General features: G+C 67.5%; 13 protein-coding genes. 9 read left to right on the forward strand and 4 right to left on the reverse strand.

Annotated elements, in window-relative coordinates:
- A partial coding sequence (locus BS38_RS0121310; protein ID WP_028272607.1) for an HNH endonuclease signature motif containing protein occupies positions 1-1127 on the forward strand: 1127 nt, incomplete at its 5' end.
- A 90-nt stretch (positions 1128-1217) separates the two neighbouring features.
- Here the strand turns inward: BS38_RS0121310 and BS38_RS0121315 are convergent.
- The gene (locus tag BS38_RS0121315; protein WP_028272608.1) at positions 1218-2552 is read right to left on the reverse strand and encodes an FAD-binding oxidoreductase; all 1335 of its coding nucleotides are present in this window, start codon (positions 2550-2552) and stop codon (positions 1218-1220) included.
- Between the two features lie 188 nt (positions 2553-2740).
- Between BS38_RS0121315 and BS38_RS0121320 the strand changes: the two genes are divergently transcribed.
- Genes BS38_RS0121320 through BS38_RS0121335 form a run of 4 tightly spaced genes read left to right on the forward strand, consistent with a single transcriptional unit; the run spans position 2741 to position 5895 of the window.
- Positions 2741-3151: a TOBE domain-containing protein gene (locus BS38_RS0121320; protein WP_028272609.1), complete on the forward strand. Its 411-nt coding sequence runs from the start codon at positions 2741-2743 to the stop codon at positions 3149-3151.
- Entirely contained in the window at positions 3148-3960 is an 813-nt protein-coding gene (gene modA / locus BS38_RS0121325) for a molybdate ABC transporter substrate-binding protein (RefSeq protein WP_028272610.1), read from the forward strand. The genes BS38_RS0121320 and modA overlap by 4 nt, the downstream gene beginning before the upstream one ends.
- Before the next feature lie 7 nt (positions 3961-3967).
- Complete coding sequence (locus BS38_RS25905) at positions 3968-4822, forward strand: ABC transporter permease (RefSeq protein WP_043439545.1); 855 nt, start codon at positions 3968-3970, stop codon at positions 4820-4822.
- Positions 4819-5895, forward strand: a complete 1077-nt coding sequence (locus BS38_RS0121335; protein WP_028272611.1) for a sulfate/molybdate ABC transporter ATP-binding protein — start codon at positions 4819-4821, stop codon at positions 5893-5895. The genes BS38_RS25905 and BS38_RS0121335 overlap by 4 nt, the downstream gene beginning before the upstream one ends.
- Positions 5896-5940: 45 nt before the next feature.
- On the opposite strand, the gene BS38_RS0121340 is transcribed toward BS38_RS0121335, so the two are convergent.
- The gene (locus BS38_RS0121340) at positions 5941-6453 is read right to left on the reverse strand and encodes a carboxymuconolactone decarboxylase family protein (RefSeq protein ID WP_051629077.1); all 513 of its coding nucleotides are present in this window, start codon (positions 6451-6453) and stop codon (positions 5941-5943) included.
- A gap of 268 nt (positions 6454-6721) precedes the next feature.
- On the opposite strand from BS38_RS0121340, the gene BS38_RS0121345 reads away from it, so the two are divergent.
- Positions 6722-7507 carry a S1 family peptidase gene (locus BS38_RS0121345; RefSeq protein ID WP_231511382.1) on the forward strand — a complete coding sequence of 262 codons (786 nt, stop codon included), beginning with the start codon at positions 6722-6724 and terminating at the stop codon, positions 7505-7507.
- A 202-nt stretch (positions 7508-7709) separates the two neighbouring features.
- Positions 7710-10376, forward strand: a complete 2667-nt coding sequence (gene clpB / locus BS38_RS0121350; RefSeq protein WP_028272614.1) for an ATP-dependent chaperone ClpB — start codon at positions 7710-7712, stop codon at positions 10374-10376.
- Here the strand turns inward: clpB and BS38_RS25910 are convergent.
- Complete coding sequence (locus tag BS38_RS25910) at positions 10373-11071, reverse strand: septum formation family protein (RefSeq protein ID WP_156037208.1); 699 nt, start codon at positions 11069-11071, stop codon at positions 10373-10375. The genes clpB and BS38_RS25910 overlap by 4 nt on opposite strands.
- A 348-nt stretch (positions 11072-11419) precedes the next feature.
- On the opposite strand from BS38_RS25910, the gene BS38_RS0121360 reads away from it, so the two are divergent.
- Positions 11420-11653, forward strand: coding sequence for a DUF3073 domain-containing protein (locus BS38_RS0121360; RefSeq protein WP_028272615.1), 234 nt, complete (start codon positions 11420-11422; stop codon positions 11651-11653).
- 178 nt (positions 11654-11831) lie between these two features.
- On the opposite strand, the gene BS38_RS0121365 is transcribed toward BS38_RS0121360, so the two are convergent.
- Positions 11832-12614, reverse strand: a complete 783-nt coding sequence (locus BS38_RS0121365; RefSeq protein WP_028272616.1) for an alpha/beta fold hydrolase — start codon at positions 12612-12614, stop codon at positions 11832-11834.
- A gap of 177 nt (positions 12615-12791) precedes the next feature.
- Here BS38_RS0121365 and BS38_RS0121370 point away from each other — a divergent pair, with 177 nt between their 5' ends.
- Entirely contained in the window at positions 12792-13652 is an 861-nt protein-coding gene (locus BS38_RS0121370) for a VOC family protein (protein WP_028272617.1), read from the forward strand.
- The last annotated feature ends 31 nt before the right edge of the window (positions 13653-13683 follow it).

Consider the following 13683-nt stretch of genomic DNA (forward strand, 5'->3'; position numbering starts at 1 on the left):
GCCGCCGGCTCGCGCTGGCCGGGGCGGTACTGCCGCGGACCGGGATCACCGGGCACACCCAACCACCGGAACGGCCGGAACTCGCCGCCGCCGTCGAAGCCGGGACCGTCGCGTCGCGGTCCGCGACCATCATCACGCTCGCCCTGGACAGGGTTGGCCACCACGCGGATGCGGAAGTCACCGGCCGGATGGAATATGCCCTGACCCGGGCCGCGGTGGAGCACGACACCGACTTCGTCGCCCGGGTCGCCCGGCAGTGGACAGAGGCGATCGACCAGGACGGGTCCGAACCCACCGAAACCGAGCTCCGGCAACGTCAGGGTGTCTTCCTCCGCCAGCCCCGCCGCGGACTGCAGCGGATGGAAATCTTGGCGACCAAGGAGCAATCCGAGCACCTGCTGACGGCGATGAACATCGCCACCAACCCCCGCACCCGCGCTGGTGAGGGCAGCGCCGGTGATGACGTGGAGGATCTGGACCAGCGGACCCGGCCGCAGCAGCTCCTGGACGGCCTCGTCGGCGCGGTTAAAGCAGGGCTGGCCACCGGCGGCCTTCCTGCCGCGGGCGGGCTCCGGCCCCAGGTCATGGTCACCATCGACTACCGCGACCTCCTGGCCCGGTTGGAGAACTTCGAACACGGCACCGAGACTTCTGGCACCGGCCAAGGCACCGCCACCACCACCGGCATCCCCGGCACTCGCTTCCCGGGCACGGGCTCCTTCACGTTCACCGGCCCCGTCACGCCCGCCACCGTCCGCAAAATCGCCTGCGACGCCGACATCATCCCCGTCCTGCTCGGCAGCCAGGGGCGCATCCTCGACATCGGACGGACCACCCGGGTCTTTCCGCCGCACATCCGCAAAGCCCTCACCGCCCGCGACCAAGGCTGCGCGTTCCCGGGCTGCACCATCCCCGCACCCTGGTGCGAAGCCCACCACATCACCTACTGGTCACGCGGCGGAACCACCAGCGCAGAGAACGGCACGCTGCTCTGCAGTTCCCATCACCACTTGATCCACAAGGAACAGTGGCAGATCCAGGTCAAAACCGGGATCCCCTGGTTCATCCCGCCACCCCACATCGACCCACGGCAGGTGCCGCGACGAAACAACTACTTCAGATGCTGAGAGGTGGATGCCCTGACTAGGGGCGTCGAAGGTGGTCGACGCCCGTGGCGGAGAACCTGCCTGTCCATGCCGCACTCCGGGCTATCCGACCTACTCGGCGGCGGGCGGGATGTTCTGGTTGCCGCGGAACACATTGTCCGGATCGAATTCCCGTTTGACCCGGGACATCCTGTTGAAGTTCTCATCCCCGAATGCTGCGCGGACCCGCGCCTGGCCTTCGTCGCCGATGAAGTTCAACCACACCCCGCCGGTGGCATGGGGCGCGATATCGTGGCGAAAATCCTTCACCCACGACCTGGCCTCGTCACCCTCCTGCGGTGTCTCGCCAAGGCCGAACGGGTGGCTGACCCAGCTCGCATTGCGGTTTAGCAGGGGCGTGGCGGCCGCGGCAGGTCCGCCCACTGCGCCTCCCCAGTGTGCGATCAGCTGCTGGGAGTGCTGGCCGGGCAGCTTGCGCGCCGAATCAATGATGATGTCCAGGGCGTCGTCGGAAAGTTCGTTGTGGTAGTCGGCGCTCCAGTAGTTGTACAGGCCGGGAGGGTCATCCAGCGAGCACTGGAAGTCGGCGTAGTTGGTATCCTCCACCAGATCCACCGCAGGGTTCAGAGCGCGGTACGGCTGGGCCCGCTCGGCGCCTTCACCGGCGTCGCCGGCATAGATGTACACCACGCCAAGGGCCATCTTTCCCACCATCTCCGGCGGCATGAACGGCTCGGGCGGGGCGGTGAAATAGAGCAGGGTAGCGCATTCCTCGTTGGGGGCGGCGAGGGCAAGCTCCCGATATCCGCGGCTGACTTCGGTGGCGGCCTCCCCGGGCCAGATCATCAGGCCGGCGTGTACTTTCGGCCCCAGCTCATGCAGTCCGAAGGTGAAGGATGTGGCCACGCCGAAGTTTCCGCCTCCGCCGTGCAGGGCCCAGAACAGGTCGGGGTTCTCGCTGGCGCTGGCGGTCACCAGTTCGCCGGCGGCGGTGACCAGGTCCACCGAGATCAGATGGTCGCAGGCGAATCCGAAGGCCCGTTCCAGCCAGCCGGAGCCGCCGCCCAGCGTGAAGCCGGCCAGTCCTGTGGTGGAGACGCGGCCTCCGGTCAGGGCGAGGCCGTATTCCTGGGTAGCACGGTCAAACTCCCCGCAGGTGAGGCCGGCGCCGGCCGTGATGGTGCGGTTCTCCGGATCCACACTGACCGATTTCATGGGACGCACGTCCACCACCAGGCCGCCGTCGTTCATGGACATTCCGGCCACGGAGTGCCCGCCGGCACGGACAGCCACGGCCAGTTCGTTGTCGCGGGCATGCTTCAATGCCTCGGCCACCTCGCCGGGGGTGCTGCATTGCGCAATGACGGCCGGGCGACGGTCGATCATCGCGTTGAAAAGTTTCCGGGATTCGTCATAGTCCGGACTGTCAGGCCTGATCCATTTCATGGCAACGCTCCTCGGCGCTGGCGGCTCCGCCCCCACCGGAAATCGTACTGCCGCAGCTGGCGGCGGGGCTATGGTTCACGCCAGCCAATGCCCGCGGTACGGATCGTCGGTTCCGGAACGAGTCCCAGAGTTCAGTACTTGCGGACAAATTGACCCCGTTGATCCGCAAATGAGGTTATTCTGAAGAAATGCCAACCATTCGAATTGCCGAAGCAGCCCGGTTCCTGGGTGTCAGTGACGACACCGTCCGCCGCTGGACCGAGAACGGAAGCCTCACGCCCGTGAAGGACGAAACCGGCCGCCTTGCTGTTGACGGGTTCGAGCTTGCCACCCTGGCCCGCGACCAGGCCCAGCTTCCGGAGGATCCCACCAGGGTGGGCAGTTCGGCCCGCAACCGGTTCGTCGGCCTGGTCACCGGAATCACTGCGGACAAGGTTATGGCCCAGGTCGAACTGCAGTGCGGGCCGTTCCGGGTGGTGTCGCTGATGAGCAGCGAAGCCGTGCGGGAGTTGGGTCTGGAGCTCGGGTCCATTGCCACGGCTGTCGTCAAGGCCACCACGGTGATCATTGAAACGCCACAGGGAAAGAGCATCGTGTGAAGTCCTGGATTCCGCGTGCCACCGCACTGCTGGCGGCCACCGCGCTTACTCTCGGGCTGGGTGCCTGCGCTCCGTCAGCGTCAACGTCGACAGGCACCGCGGGTGCCGGATCCTCGGAGACGGCCGGGCAGCTCTCCGGGACCCTTACCGTTTTCGCCGCGGCCTCGCTCAAGGCCACTTTCACCAAGCTCGCCAGCGACTTTGAAGCAAAGAACCCCGGCACCAAGGTGACGCTCAGCTTCGCCGGCTCCTCGGACCTGGCCACGCAGATCTCCCAAGGTGCGCCCGCTGACGTCTTTGCCTCGGCGGACACCAAAAACATGGGCAAGCTTGCCGACGCCGGACTCCTCGAAGGGGCGGCGGCGAACTTCGCCACGAACACCCTGCAGATCGCCGTCCCGCCCTCCAATCCGGCGTCGATCGCGGCCTTCGCCGACCTCGCCAAGCCGGGAGTCAAGGTGGTTGTCTGCGCCAGCCAGGTCCCGTGCGGGGCAGCATCGGACGCCGTGGAAAAGGCCGCCGGCGTCACCCTGTCGCCGGTCAGTGAGGAATCGTCAGTCACGGATGTGCTGGGCAAAGTGACCTCCGGTGAAGCCGACGCCGGCCTGGTGTACATCACGGACGTCAAGGGCGCCGGGGACAAGGTGAAGGGAATCCCGTTCGCGGAAGCCGGCAAGGCCGTCAACACGTATCCCATCGCCACAGTAGGCTCGAGCAGGAACAAGGAACTCGCCGCCGCCTTCATCGCCCAGGTGACCGGTGCCGAAGGCAGGAAGACCCTCGCCGACGCCGGTTTCGGAGCGCCGTAAGGAGACCATGAATCGGGGACGGGGAAGCGGGTACCACGGAGTCCCGCGCTGGGTCTACGCCATCGCCGCGGCGGGCGCAGTGTTCGTGCTCCTTCCGCTGGCGGCCATGGCCGCCCGCGTCAACTGGCCGCAGTTCATCCCGCTGGTCACGTCCGAATCGTCCCTGACGGCGCTCGGCCTCAGCCTGCGGACCTCGGCGGCGAGCACCGCGCTGTGCATTGTTTTTGGCGTGCCGCTGGCCCTCGTCCTGGCGCGTTCGAGCTTCCCGGGCCAGCGCCTGTTGCGTGCCTTTGTGCTGCTGCCGCTGGTGCTGCCGCCGGTGGTGGGCGGCATCGCCCTCCTGTACACCTTCGGTCGACAAGGATTGCTGGGCCGGAGCCTTGGGGCCGCCGGGATCCAGATTGCCTTTTCGACGACGGCGGTGGTGCTCGCGCAGACCTTCGTGGCACTGCCGTTCCTCGTGGTCAGCCTGGAAGGTGCGCTGCGCACCGCCGGCGGCCGGTACGAGGCGGTGGCCGCCACCCTCGGTGCCCGGCCCACCACCGTTCTGCGACGCGTCACCGTCCCGCTGGTGCTGCCCGGCCTGGCCTCCGGGGCCGTGCTGTCCTTCGCGCGGAGCCTGGGCGAATTTGGCGCGACGCTCACTTTCGCCGGGAGCCTGCAAGGGGTGACCCGGACCCTGCCGCTGGAAATCTATCTGCAGCGTGAAACGGACGCCGACGCCGCCGTCGCGCTTTCCCTGGTCCTGGTGGCCGTGGCCGTGACGGTGGTGGGACTGACGTACCGGCGCCCCGGACGGCCGGGCCAGCGCAGTTCCCCGGCGGGCGGCGCAGCCGGCGGACGCTTGGACGGTGCCCGGTGAGCTTTCGCATGCAGGCAACCGTGGGCGCCCGTGGGTTCGACGTCGGCCTGAGCCTCGCGCCGGGCGAAACGGTTGCGGTCCTTGGCCCCAACGGGGCCGGCAAATCCACCCTCCTCAGCGTCATTGCCGGACTGCTGCGGCCCGATTCCGGCCGTGCCGTCATCGATGGAAAAGTGCTGTTCGACCTCGACGGCGGAGCCAGCGTTTGGACCGCGCCGCACCACCGCCGCACGGCACTCCTCGCGCAGGAGCCGCTGCTGTTCCCGCACCTCACCGCCTTGGAAAACGTGGCCTTCGGGCCCCGCAGCGCCGGAACGGCCAGGAAAGCGGCCCGGGAGTCGGCCCGTGAGTGGCTGGCTGCGGTGGATGCCGGGGACCTCGCGGCCCGGCGGCCAGCGGAACTCTCCGGCGGCCAGGCCCAGCGCGTGGCGGTGGCCAGGGCCCTTGCGGCCAACCCTGAAGTGCTGCTGCTGGACGAGCCCATGGCGGCATTGGACATCCACGCGGCGCCGCTGCTCCGGAGGCTCCTGAAGAAGGTCCTGGCCGGGCGTCGCGCCATCATCATCACCCACGACGTCCTGGACGCCCTGATGCTTGCCGACCGGGTGGTCATCCTCGAAGGGGGCAGAATTGCCGAGGAAGGGCCCACCCGGCAGGTCCTGCAGCGGCCCCGGAGCCGGTTTGCCGCCGGGCTGGCGGGGCTGAACCTCATTCCCGGAACCATCACCGCCACCGGCATCCGGACAGCAGGGGGTCTTGAGGTGGCCGGCCACCAGGACGAGGACCTCTTTCCGGTGGGATCCGGCACGCCAAACACGGGCGGGCAGCCCGGCGTTGCCGCGTTCCCGCCGTCGGCCGTCTCCGTGTTCCTGAGCGAAGCGCACGGCAGCCCCCGGAACTCATTCCCCGTCACAGTCACGGACCTGGAACAGCACGGCGACCAGATCCGGGTCCGGGCCGGCGGGATGTCCGCCGACATCACACCGGCCGCCTCTGCGGACCTGGGGCTTGCGCCGGGTATGACTGTCTACTTCGTGATCAAGGCGGCCGCAGTGGCCGTCTACCCGGCCTAACGTCTACCAGGCCTAACGTCAGCCTGCTTGGTCAGCCTTGCGTGGTTAGGCCTGCGCGGCCGGCTGTTCCTTGGCTTCGCGCCGCACGGGGTGCTGGCTGGTGATGGATACGCGGTTGAAGGCGTTCATCGTAATCACCAGCCAGCTCACCGCAGAGTACTCGGCCGCGTTTAGGTGCTGCCGGGCGTAGGCGTCCTCCCGTTCGCGGGTGTGGGCGTCCGGAAGGGTGGTGATGGACTCCGCCAGCGCCAGGGCCGCGCGCTCCTGCTCCGTAAACAGTGCGGTGTCCCGCCAGGCGGCCAGCACCGCGAGCCGTTGGGTGGTTTCACCCTTTTTGAGGGCATCGGCAACGTGCATGTTCAGGCAGTAGGCGCAGCCGTTGATCTGCGAAATGCGAACGTTCAGCAGTTCGGTCAGGGCCCTGCTGATGCCGGCTTCATCGGCGGCTTCGCGTGCTTTCAGGCCGAGCCCGTTCAGCGCCCGCCAGACGGCCGGGCTCTCCTTGTCGATGAATATGTGCTGGGTGGTGGGGGTGCCGGCGTCCTGGGTGTGCTCCATGGCTCCCACAATACCCACCGCCGTATGACTGCTTTTGTCATCTTCGTGACATGCCGGCAAATGCATTGTAGTGTCGTCACCGGACCGTCTGCCCGCCTCGCGGCGGGCGGCGGTCCACCAGAGAAGTCTCTGTGGGGAAGGTGCACTGCGATGCGCCGGCCACACCAGCCGGAGGGCGGTTCCTTGGGGGAGCCGCCCTCCTGCGTGTCCGGGCCGGCGTGTTGCGCGAGGGCTAACGTTTCCGCGGCCGGAGTCCTACCATATGAAAATGCGTTGCCGCCTGAAGGCCCGGATTCTCCGCGCTTTGCGGGTCATGGCTGCCGCTCTGCTTCTCCTGTCGCTGACGGCGCTCCCGGCGTCGGGTACGCCGGACCCGGGCGCCGCCGGACCTTCGCGCGGCGGGACGGACATCGCCGGCGGCGAGACGGTTTCCATCGCCGAGGCCCCCTTTGCGGTGCAGATCGCCTACGGCACCGCCGGCACCAGGGTGGCCTGCACGGGCAGCCAGATTTCAGCCAGCTGGGTGATCACTGCCAGGCACTGCGACTCTGCCAGCCTTCACTCCGTCCGCCTGGACACTCCCTCCCTCGGCGCCGGTGGCGTAGTACGCACCATTGCTGCCCGCTACCCGTCGCCCGTGGGTGACGTGCTGCTGCTCAAGCTCTCCACCCCGCACCCCGGAACCTATGCCGGCCTGTCCCGAACGTTCCCGGCGGCAGGATCGGACGCGCGCGTGTTCGGCTGGGGTGACGAGACGGAGGGGGCCGGGGCCATGTCCCCGCAGGTCAAGGCTGCCGGCGTGAAGGTGTCAGGACGGGGCTCGGACGCTTTTGGCGGTTTGTCCGTGCGGACGCAATCGCAGACAGGGCACCCGCTGGCGGGGGACTCCGGCGGCCCCCTCATCGTCGGAGGAAAGCTGGTGGGTGTGTTGTCGACGTCGAGCGTCCTGCCGAGGGGGGCTCCCTCCAGTTTCACCGGCTTCTACAACGACCACGCTGCCGTCTCCCGCCATCTGGGCTGGATCACGTTGGTCACTGGCGTCGGCGCCGACTAGCAACCTGCCGCGCCCGGGATGCCGCGTCCGGGACGCCGCCCAGGGATGCCCCGCCAGGGATGCCGCGTCCGGGGGCGGGGGTCGATCGCCCCTAGACAGCCATTTCGCCGTCGGCAAACATGGACCTAGAGGCCACGTCCGGCAAAGTTGAGTCATGTACACTCAACTTTAAGAGTTGATCTATCCCCGAAAGGAGCTCTCTTTGGACGCCAAGTTCACCACCAAGAGCCAGGAGGCTCTTTCGGCAGCAGCCATGAATGCCTCCACGGCAGGAAATCCCCAGGTTGAGCCTGCCCATCTGCTCAAGGCTCTGATGGACCAGCGCGAGGGCGTCGCCGTCGCGCTCCTCCGCGCCACCGGCGCCGATCCTGACGCCGTCAGCGTCCAGGCCAGCACCGCCATCAAAGCACTGCCGGCGTCGTCCGGCACCTCGGTGCAGCAGGCCCAGCTTTCCCGCACCGCCCTGCAGGCCATCAAGAACGCCCAGAACGAAGCCGACAAGCTGGGCGACACCTTCGTTTCCACCGAGCACCTGCTGCTGGGGCTCTCCGCCGGCAGTGACGCCGTCGGGAAGTTAATGCGCGACGCCGGCGCCTCCCACGAGGCCCTGCTCGCCGCCCTGCCGGGTGTCCGGGGGGACCGCAAGGTCACCAACGCCGACCCCGAGAACACCTTCCAGGCCCTGGAGAAGTTCGGCACGGACCTCACCGCGATCGCCCGCTCCGGCAAGCTGGACCCGGTGATCGGCCGCGACGCCGAGATCCGCCGCATCATCCAGGTGCTGAGCCGCCGCACCAAGAACAACCCGGTGATCATCGGCGAGCCCGGCGTCGGCAAGACCGCCGTCGTCGAGGGCCTGGCCCAGCGGATCGTCGCCAACGACGTGCCGGAAAGCCTGCGCGGCAAGACCCTGATCGCCCTGGATCTCGCCTCGATGGTGGCCGGCGCCAAGTACCGCGGGGAGTTCGAGGAACGGCTGAAGGCCGTCCTGGAGGAGATCAAGAGCTCCGAGGGGCAGATCGTCACCTTCATCGACGAACTCCACACTGTGGTGGGCGCAGGCGCCTCCGGGGACAGCTCCATGGACGCCGGCAACATGCTCAAGCCCATGCTGGCCCGCGGTGAGCTGCGCCTGATCGGCGCCACCACACTGGACGAATACCGCGAGAACATCGAAAAGGACCCCGCCCTGGAGCGCCGCTTCCAGCAGGTGTTCGTGGGCGAGCCCAGCGTGGACGACACCATCGGCATCCTCCGCGGCCTGAAGGAACGCTACGAGGCACACCACAAGGTGTCCATCGCGGACTCCGCCCTGGTGGCTGCCGCGACGCTCTCCAACCGCTACATCTCGGGCCGTCAGCTGCCGGACAAGGCGATCGACCTCGTGGACGAGGCGGCGTCCCGGCTGCGCATGGAGATTGATTCCGCGCCGGAGGAGATCGACCAGCTGCGGCGCCAGGTGGACCGGCTGACCATGGAGGAACTGGCCCTGGCCAACGAGAAGGACGCCGCGTCCGTGGAGCGCCTCGCCGCGCTGCGGGCGGACATGGCGGACAAGAAGGAAGCGCTCTCGGCGCTGAACGCGCGCTGGGAAGCGGAGAAGGCCGGCCTCAACCACGTGGGTGACCTCAAGGCCCGGATCGACGAGCTGCGTTCGGCTGCGGAGAAGTACCAGCGCGAAGGGGACCTCGCTGCTGCCTCCCGCATCCTTTACGGCGAACTGCCCGCACTGGAGCGCGAGTTGTCCGCCGCTGCCGAGGCTGAGTCCGCCCGGGTGGCAGGCGGCGGGGCGAAGCAGGAACTCATGGTGGCCGATGAAGTCACGGCGGGTGACATCGCCGAGGTGATTTCCGCCTGGACCGGCATCCCGGCCGGACGCATGCTGCAGGGCGAGAGCCAGAAGCTGCTGCACATGGAGGAGGAGCTCGGCCGGCGGCTGATCGGCCAGAAGAAGGCCGTCACCGCGGTGTCGGACGCCGTTCGCCGTGCGCGCGCCGGCATCAGCGACCCCAACCGGCCCACCGGGTCCTTCCTGTTCCTGGGTCCCACCGGCGTGGGCAAGACCGAGCTGGCGAAGGCCCTGGCGGACTTCCTGTTCGACGACGAACGCGCCATGGTGCGGATCGACATGTCCGAGTACGGCGAGAAGCACTCCGTGGCGCGGCTGGTGGGTGCCCCTCCCGGCTACGTGGGCTACGAGGAAGGCGGCCAGCTTACGGAAGCCGTCCGCCGTCGTCCGTACTCCGTGGTGCTCCTGGACGAAGTGGAGAAGGCCCACCCGGAGGTGTTCGACATCCTCCTGCAGGTTCTCGACGACGGCCGCCTCACCGACGGCCAGGGCCGCACCGTGGACTTCCGCAACGTGATCCTGGTGCTGACCTCCAACCTGGGCAGCCAGTTCCTGGTGGACCAGACGCTGGATGCCAACGCCAAGCGCAGTGCCGTGATGGCCACGGTGCACGCGTCATTCAAGCCGGAATTCCTGAACCGGCTGGACGAAGTGGTGCTGTTTGATGCTCTGGACGTCGAGGAGCTGGCCCGGATCGTGGAACTCCAGGTGGCAGAACTCGGCAAGCGGCTGCATGACCGCCGCCTCGAGCTGGAAGTCACCGAAGGTGCCCGCGCCTGGCTGGCCATGACGGGCTTCGATCCCGCCTACGGCGCCCGGCCGCTGCGCCGGCTGGTGCAGCGCGAAATCGGCGACCGGCTGGCCAAGGCCATCCTGGCCGGCGACATCGCCGACGGGGACACTGTGCTGGTGGATACCGCGGCCGACGTCGACGAACTCACCATCGCGAGCCTGGAGCGCCAGGAGCGCGACGGCGGTGCCCTCGCCGGCAGCGGGCTGTCCGTGCGGCGGAAGGACTAGGGGATGAGGGATTCCATGATGATATTGCCCTTGTCCGCGGTGACATAGCAGTCAACCCGCCGGTCGCCCTGCTCCCAGCTGGTGTCGCTCGGGTAGGCGTTGCGCTGCATGAGGACGTAGTTGGCCACGGCGTCGGTGAGTCCGGCGTCCTGGCAGATCTCGCGGCCCTTCTCGCGCAGTGCGGCAATGCCCGGGTAGGAGTCCGATTCCGGGAACCGGTACACGGCAACCAGCTGGGCCGAGTGGCCGGTGGTGCACGCCACCACCCGTGACTCCGTGGCTTCCGGATCGAAGTTCTCGAAGCAGTCGCCCCGCTGGTAGTCCAGCGCGCTCACGCCGTCCTGCGGAAGGTCGCCGCGGGTCGGCTGCGCGGACGGCGATGTTGACTCCGACACGGCAGCGGCCGGGGGCTGGTTGGCGGCCTGCTCATTCCCGCTCGCGATCAGGGTGGCCAGCCACCACGTGAGCAGGCCCAGGAACACGAGCCCGGCCACCACGAAGCCGATCTTGAACAGGGTCTGCGGCGGCTCGCCGGCTTTCGGGGCCGGCTTGTTGTCTGCGTCGACTGTGACGTCCGGCTCGACTGTTTTGTTTGTGACGTCTGTTTCGTCTGTGACATCAGTGACGGCGGGCGGCAGGACGGGGAGGCTGCTGGTTGGCGGCCGGGAAGGCGGCGGGGGGACGACCGGTGGCATTCCGGCGCGCGGGGATGTCTCTTGGTTCCCTGTGTCCGTTCCGTTCTGGTCATTCACGTGAAGATTCACCCTTCCCGGCGTCGTAATCCTGGCTTTTTCCTTGGATGAGGGCCGCCGGTGGGCCGCCCGCCTGGAGTCGCCCAAACGACTCTACCGAAGAAAATCTGCGGACCGGAGACGGTCCGGACCTGCATAAACGTGGCGAGTGTTTCCCGGGGGCCCGATCCGGGGCGCAGTTACCGCTGAAAGCATGTAATCTAGGTGTACGACAAATTGACCAAACATTCCGGGGCCTCACTAACGCCAATGGTGACCACCTCCGGTCCGAGTACAAAAGGGGGTCACGCCATGGGGCGCGGCCGTCAAAAGGCAAAAGCTACCAAGCAGGCTCGGGATATTAAGTACTATTCCCCGAACACCGACTACTCTGCGCTTCAGCGTGAGCTCAAGAGCACTGAGGGTCGTGCACCGAGCCGTTTCTCGAGTGAGCCGGTCGAACCGGATTATTCGGCTTATGTGGATAAGTACGCGGACGATTTGGAAGACGACGACGACGAGGTTGACACCCGTCGAATCGGTTAGTTGTCGCCCACTGAACCTGCCGTAAGGCACTCAGTGGCGTGCCGCCGTCGTACCATTCACCACAGTGATCCGTACGGCTCTTCGGCTCTTCTTTTCCAGCACCCCGGGTGCTGACCTCAGATATTGGGCCCGTCAGGCCGCGCCGGCTTCCGGTGTGCCCTGACGGGCCTTCCTGTCGTCACTCCTGCGTCGTTTTGGCCCGCCGAATCGGCATCAGCGTCCGTGGCGGACCAGTGGCGGCCAGGAAAGCAAGGATGACTCGGTTGAGCGCTTCCGGCTGCTCCAGGGGGAGCCCGTGCGAAGCTGCCGGAAACACCGCCAATTCGCCATTCGGCAGGGCCTCGTACAGGGACACTGTGTGCGGCAGCGTCACCAGGTCGTCGTCGCCCGCCACAACGAGCACCGGCATGCTGATCCGGGCGATGTCGGCCGTGGACAGGGTGGGCTCCGAAGCGACCATCCGGAAACTCTTGTTCATCACGACGTCCAGATGCCCGGGACCGTCCGGGGACCGCGCGATATAGGCTTTGCCAAGTTCCTGCGGCACGGCGGAGCCCGGGTCCAGCTCCACGGGGGCAATGCCCTCGAAGTGGTAGTTTGCGCCCACCACCACAAGCTTCCGGACCAGGTCCGGGCGGCGAAGCGCCACGATCAGTGCAATGATGCCGCCGTCGCTCCACCCGACCAGGTGGGCCGGCCCGCCCACCACTTCCTCCAGCACGCCGATCGTCTCGTCCGCCATGTCCGAGTAATGGAAGTCCGCGTCCGTGTCCGCGGTATAGCCGTGACCGCGCCGGTCGAAGGCCAGGACGCGGAAACCGTCCGACAGCCCCGGACCAATGCTGTTGAGCAGATCGTCGCTGTTGCCCAGGCCGCCGTGCAGCAGCAGGAGCGGCTCCCCTTTGCCTCCGCGGTCCTCCACCCAGGTGGGGTGCCCGTTAATGTCCACACGGCCGGCCATGGCTCACTCCGTTCCGGCGGTCCTACGGCGACTCGGCTGCGGTGGACCGTCTTAGCCGCCATTGTCCTCCTGCGGCGGGATGTTGTCAGTGCCGTAGCCCCGTACTAGGTTGATCGTGGGCTGTCCCGCTGCCGGTCCGGCTGCGGTTCGAATTTAGGGTCGAAGGGAAATGATTTTATGACCGGACGCACCACCTTCAACGCAGGCGAGATCTGCTGGACGGATCTGCAGACCAAGGATGTGCAGGCGGCAAAGGCCTTCTACGCCGCCGTGTTCGGCTGGCGCTTCGAGGACTTGCCAACACCGGACGGGCGCAGCTATTCCAAGGCCTATTTGGACGACGACCTCATCACGGTCATTGCGCCCCAGAACCCTCAGCAGGAGTCCTCCGGCACGGCCGCGCAGTGGAACATCTACTTTGCTGTCGCCGATGCCGGAGCCGTCGTGGACGAAACGCCGCATGCGGGCGGCACGGTGGAGTTCGGCCCCGAGGAGGTGGAGGACACCGGAGTCATGGTGTTCCTGGCGCCGCCCGGCGGCGGCACCACCGGGGTGTGGCAGCCGGGAACGCACACCGGCACGGCAAGGTACAACGAATCCGGTGCCCTTGCCTGGGCGGAACTGCTGACTCCCGAACCGCAGGCCGCCGTCGCCTTCTTCCAGCAGCTGTTCGGGCACGAGGTGACCGAATACCCGCAGGACGACGGCGGAACGTACACCACCCTGATGGTGGACGGCGCGGAGGTGGCCGGGATCGCGCCACTGCCGCTGGAGGACGAGGAAGATGACGAGGCGGCGGACGCGGGCGCGGACGCGGATGCGGGAGCCGGCGCGGGTGCCGACACTGAAGACCAGGCCCTAAAGGCTGGCTGGCAGGTCTACTTCGGCGTCGGCAGCATCGCGGAGGCGGTGGCCGCCGCGGTGGCCGCTGGCGCCGTCGTCCTGGTCGAACCGGAGCGGGACGGCGACGAGGACGCCGGCAGGGTGGCTACGCTGAGCGACCCGCAGGGCGGAATATTCAGCCTGCTGGAGGTTTAAACGCATCGAGTGCTCCGCAACTGCCGTTATG

The sequence above is a fragment of the Arthrobacter sp. UNC362MFTsu5.1 genome (assembly GCF_000685965.1).
Taxonomy (GTDB): domain Bacteria; phylum Actinomycetota; class Actinomycetes; order Actinomycetales; family Micrococcaceae; genus Arthrobacter.

Bases quoted from the DNA above. Each gene is read 5' to 3' on its own strand.
- BS38_RS0121360 (WP_028272615.1), top strand. From the start codon at position 11,420: ATGGGGCGCGGCCGTCAAAAGGCAAAAGCTACCAAGCAGGCTCGGGAT.
- BS38_RS0121370 (WP_028272617.1), top strand. From the start codon at position 12,792: ATGACCGGACGCACCACCTTCAACGCAGGCGAGATCTGCTGGACGGAT.
- BS38_RS25910 (WP_156037208.1), bottom strand. From the start codon at position 11,071: ATGCCACCGGTCGTCCCCCCGCCGCCTTCCCGGCCGCCAACCAGCAGC.
- BS38_RS0121365 (WP_028272616.1), bottom strand. From the start codon at position 12,614: ATGGCCGGCCGTGTGGACATTAACGGGCACCCCACCTGGGTGGAGGAC.
- BS38_RS0121345 (WP_231511382.1), top strand. From the start codon at position 6,722: ATGCGTTGCCGCCTGAAGGCCCGGATTCTCCGCGCTTTGCGGGTCATG.
- BS38_RS0121320 (WP_028272609.1), top strand. From the start codon at position 2,741: ATGCCAACCATTCGAATTGCCGAAGCAGCCCGGTTCCTGGGTGTCAGT.
- BS38_RS0121315 (WP_028272608.1), bottom strand. From the start codon at position 2,552: ATGAAATGGATCAGGCCTGACAGTCCGGACTATGACGAATCCCGGAAA.
- BS38_RS25905 (WP_043439545.1), top strand. From the start codon at position 3,968: ATGAATCGGGGACGGGGAAGCGGGTACCACGGAGTCCCGCGCTGGGTC.
- BS38_RS0121340 (WP_051629077.1), bottom strand. From the start codon at position 6,453: ATGGAGCACACCCAGGACGCCGGCACCCCCACCACCCAGCACATATTC.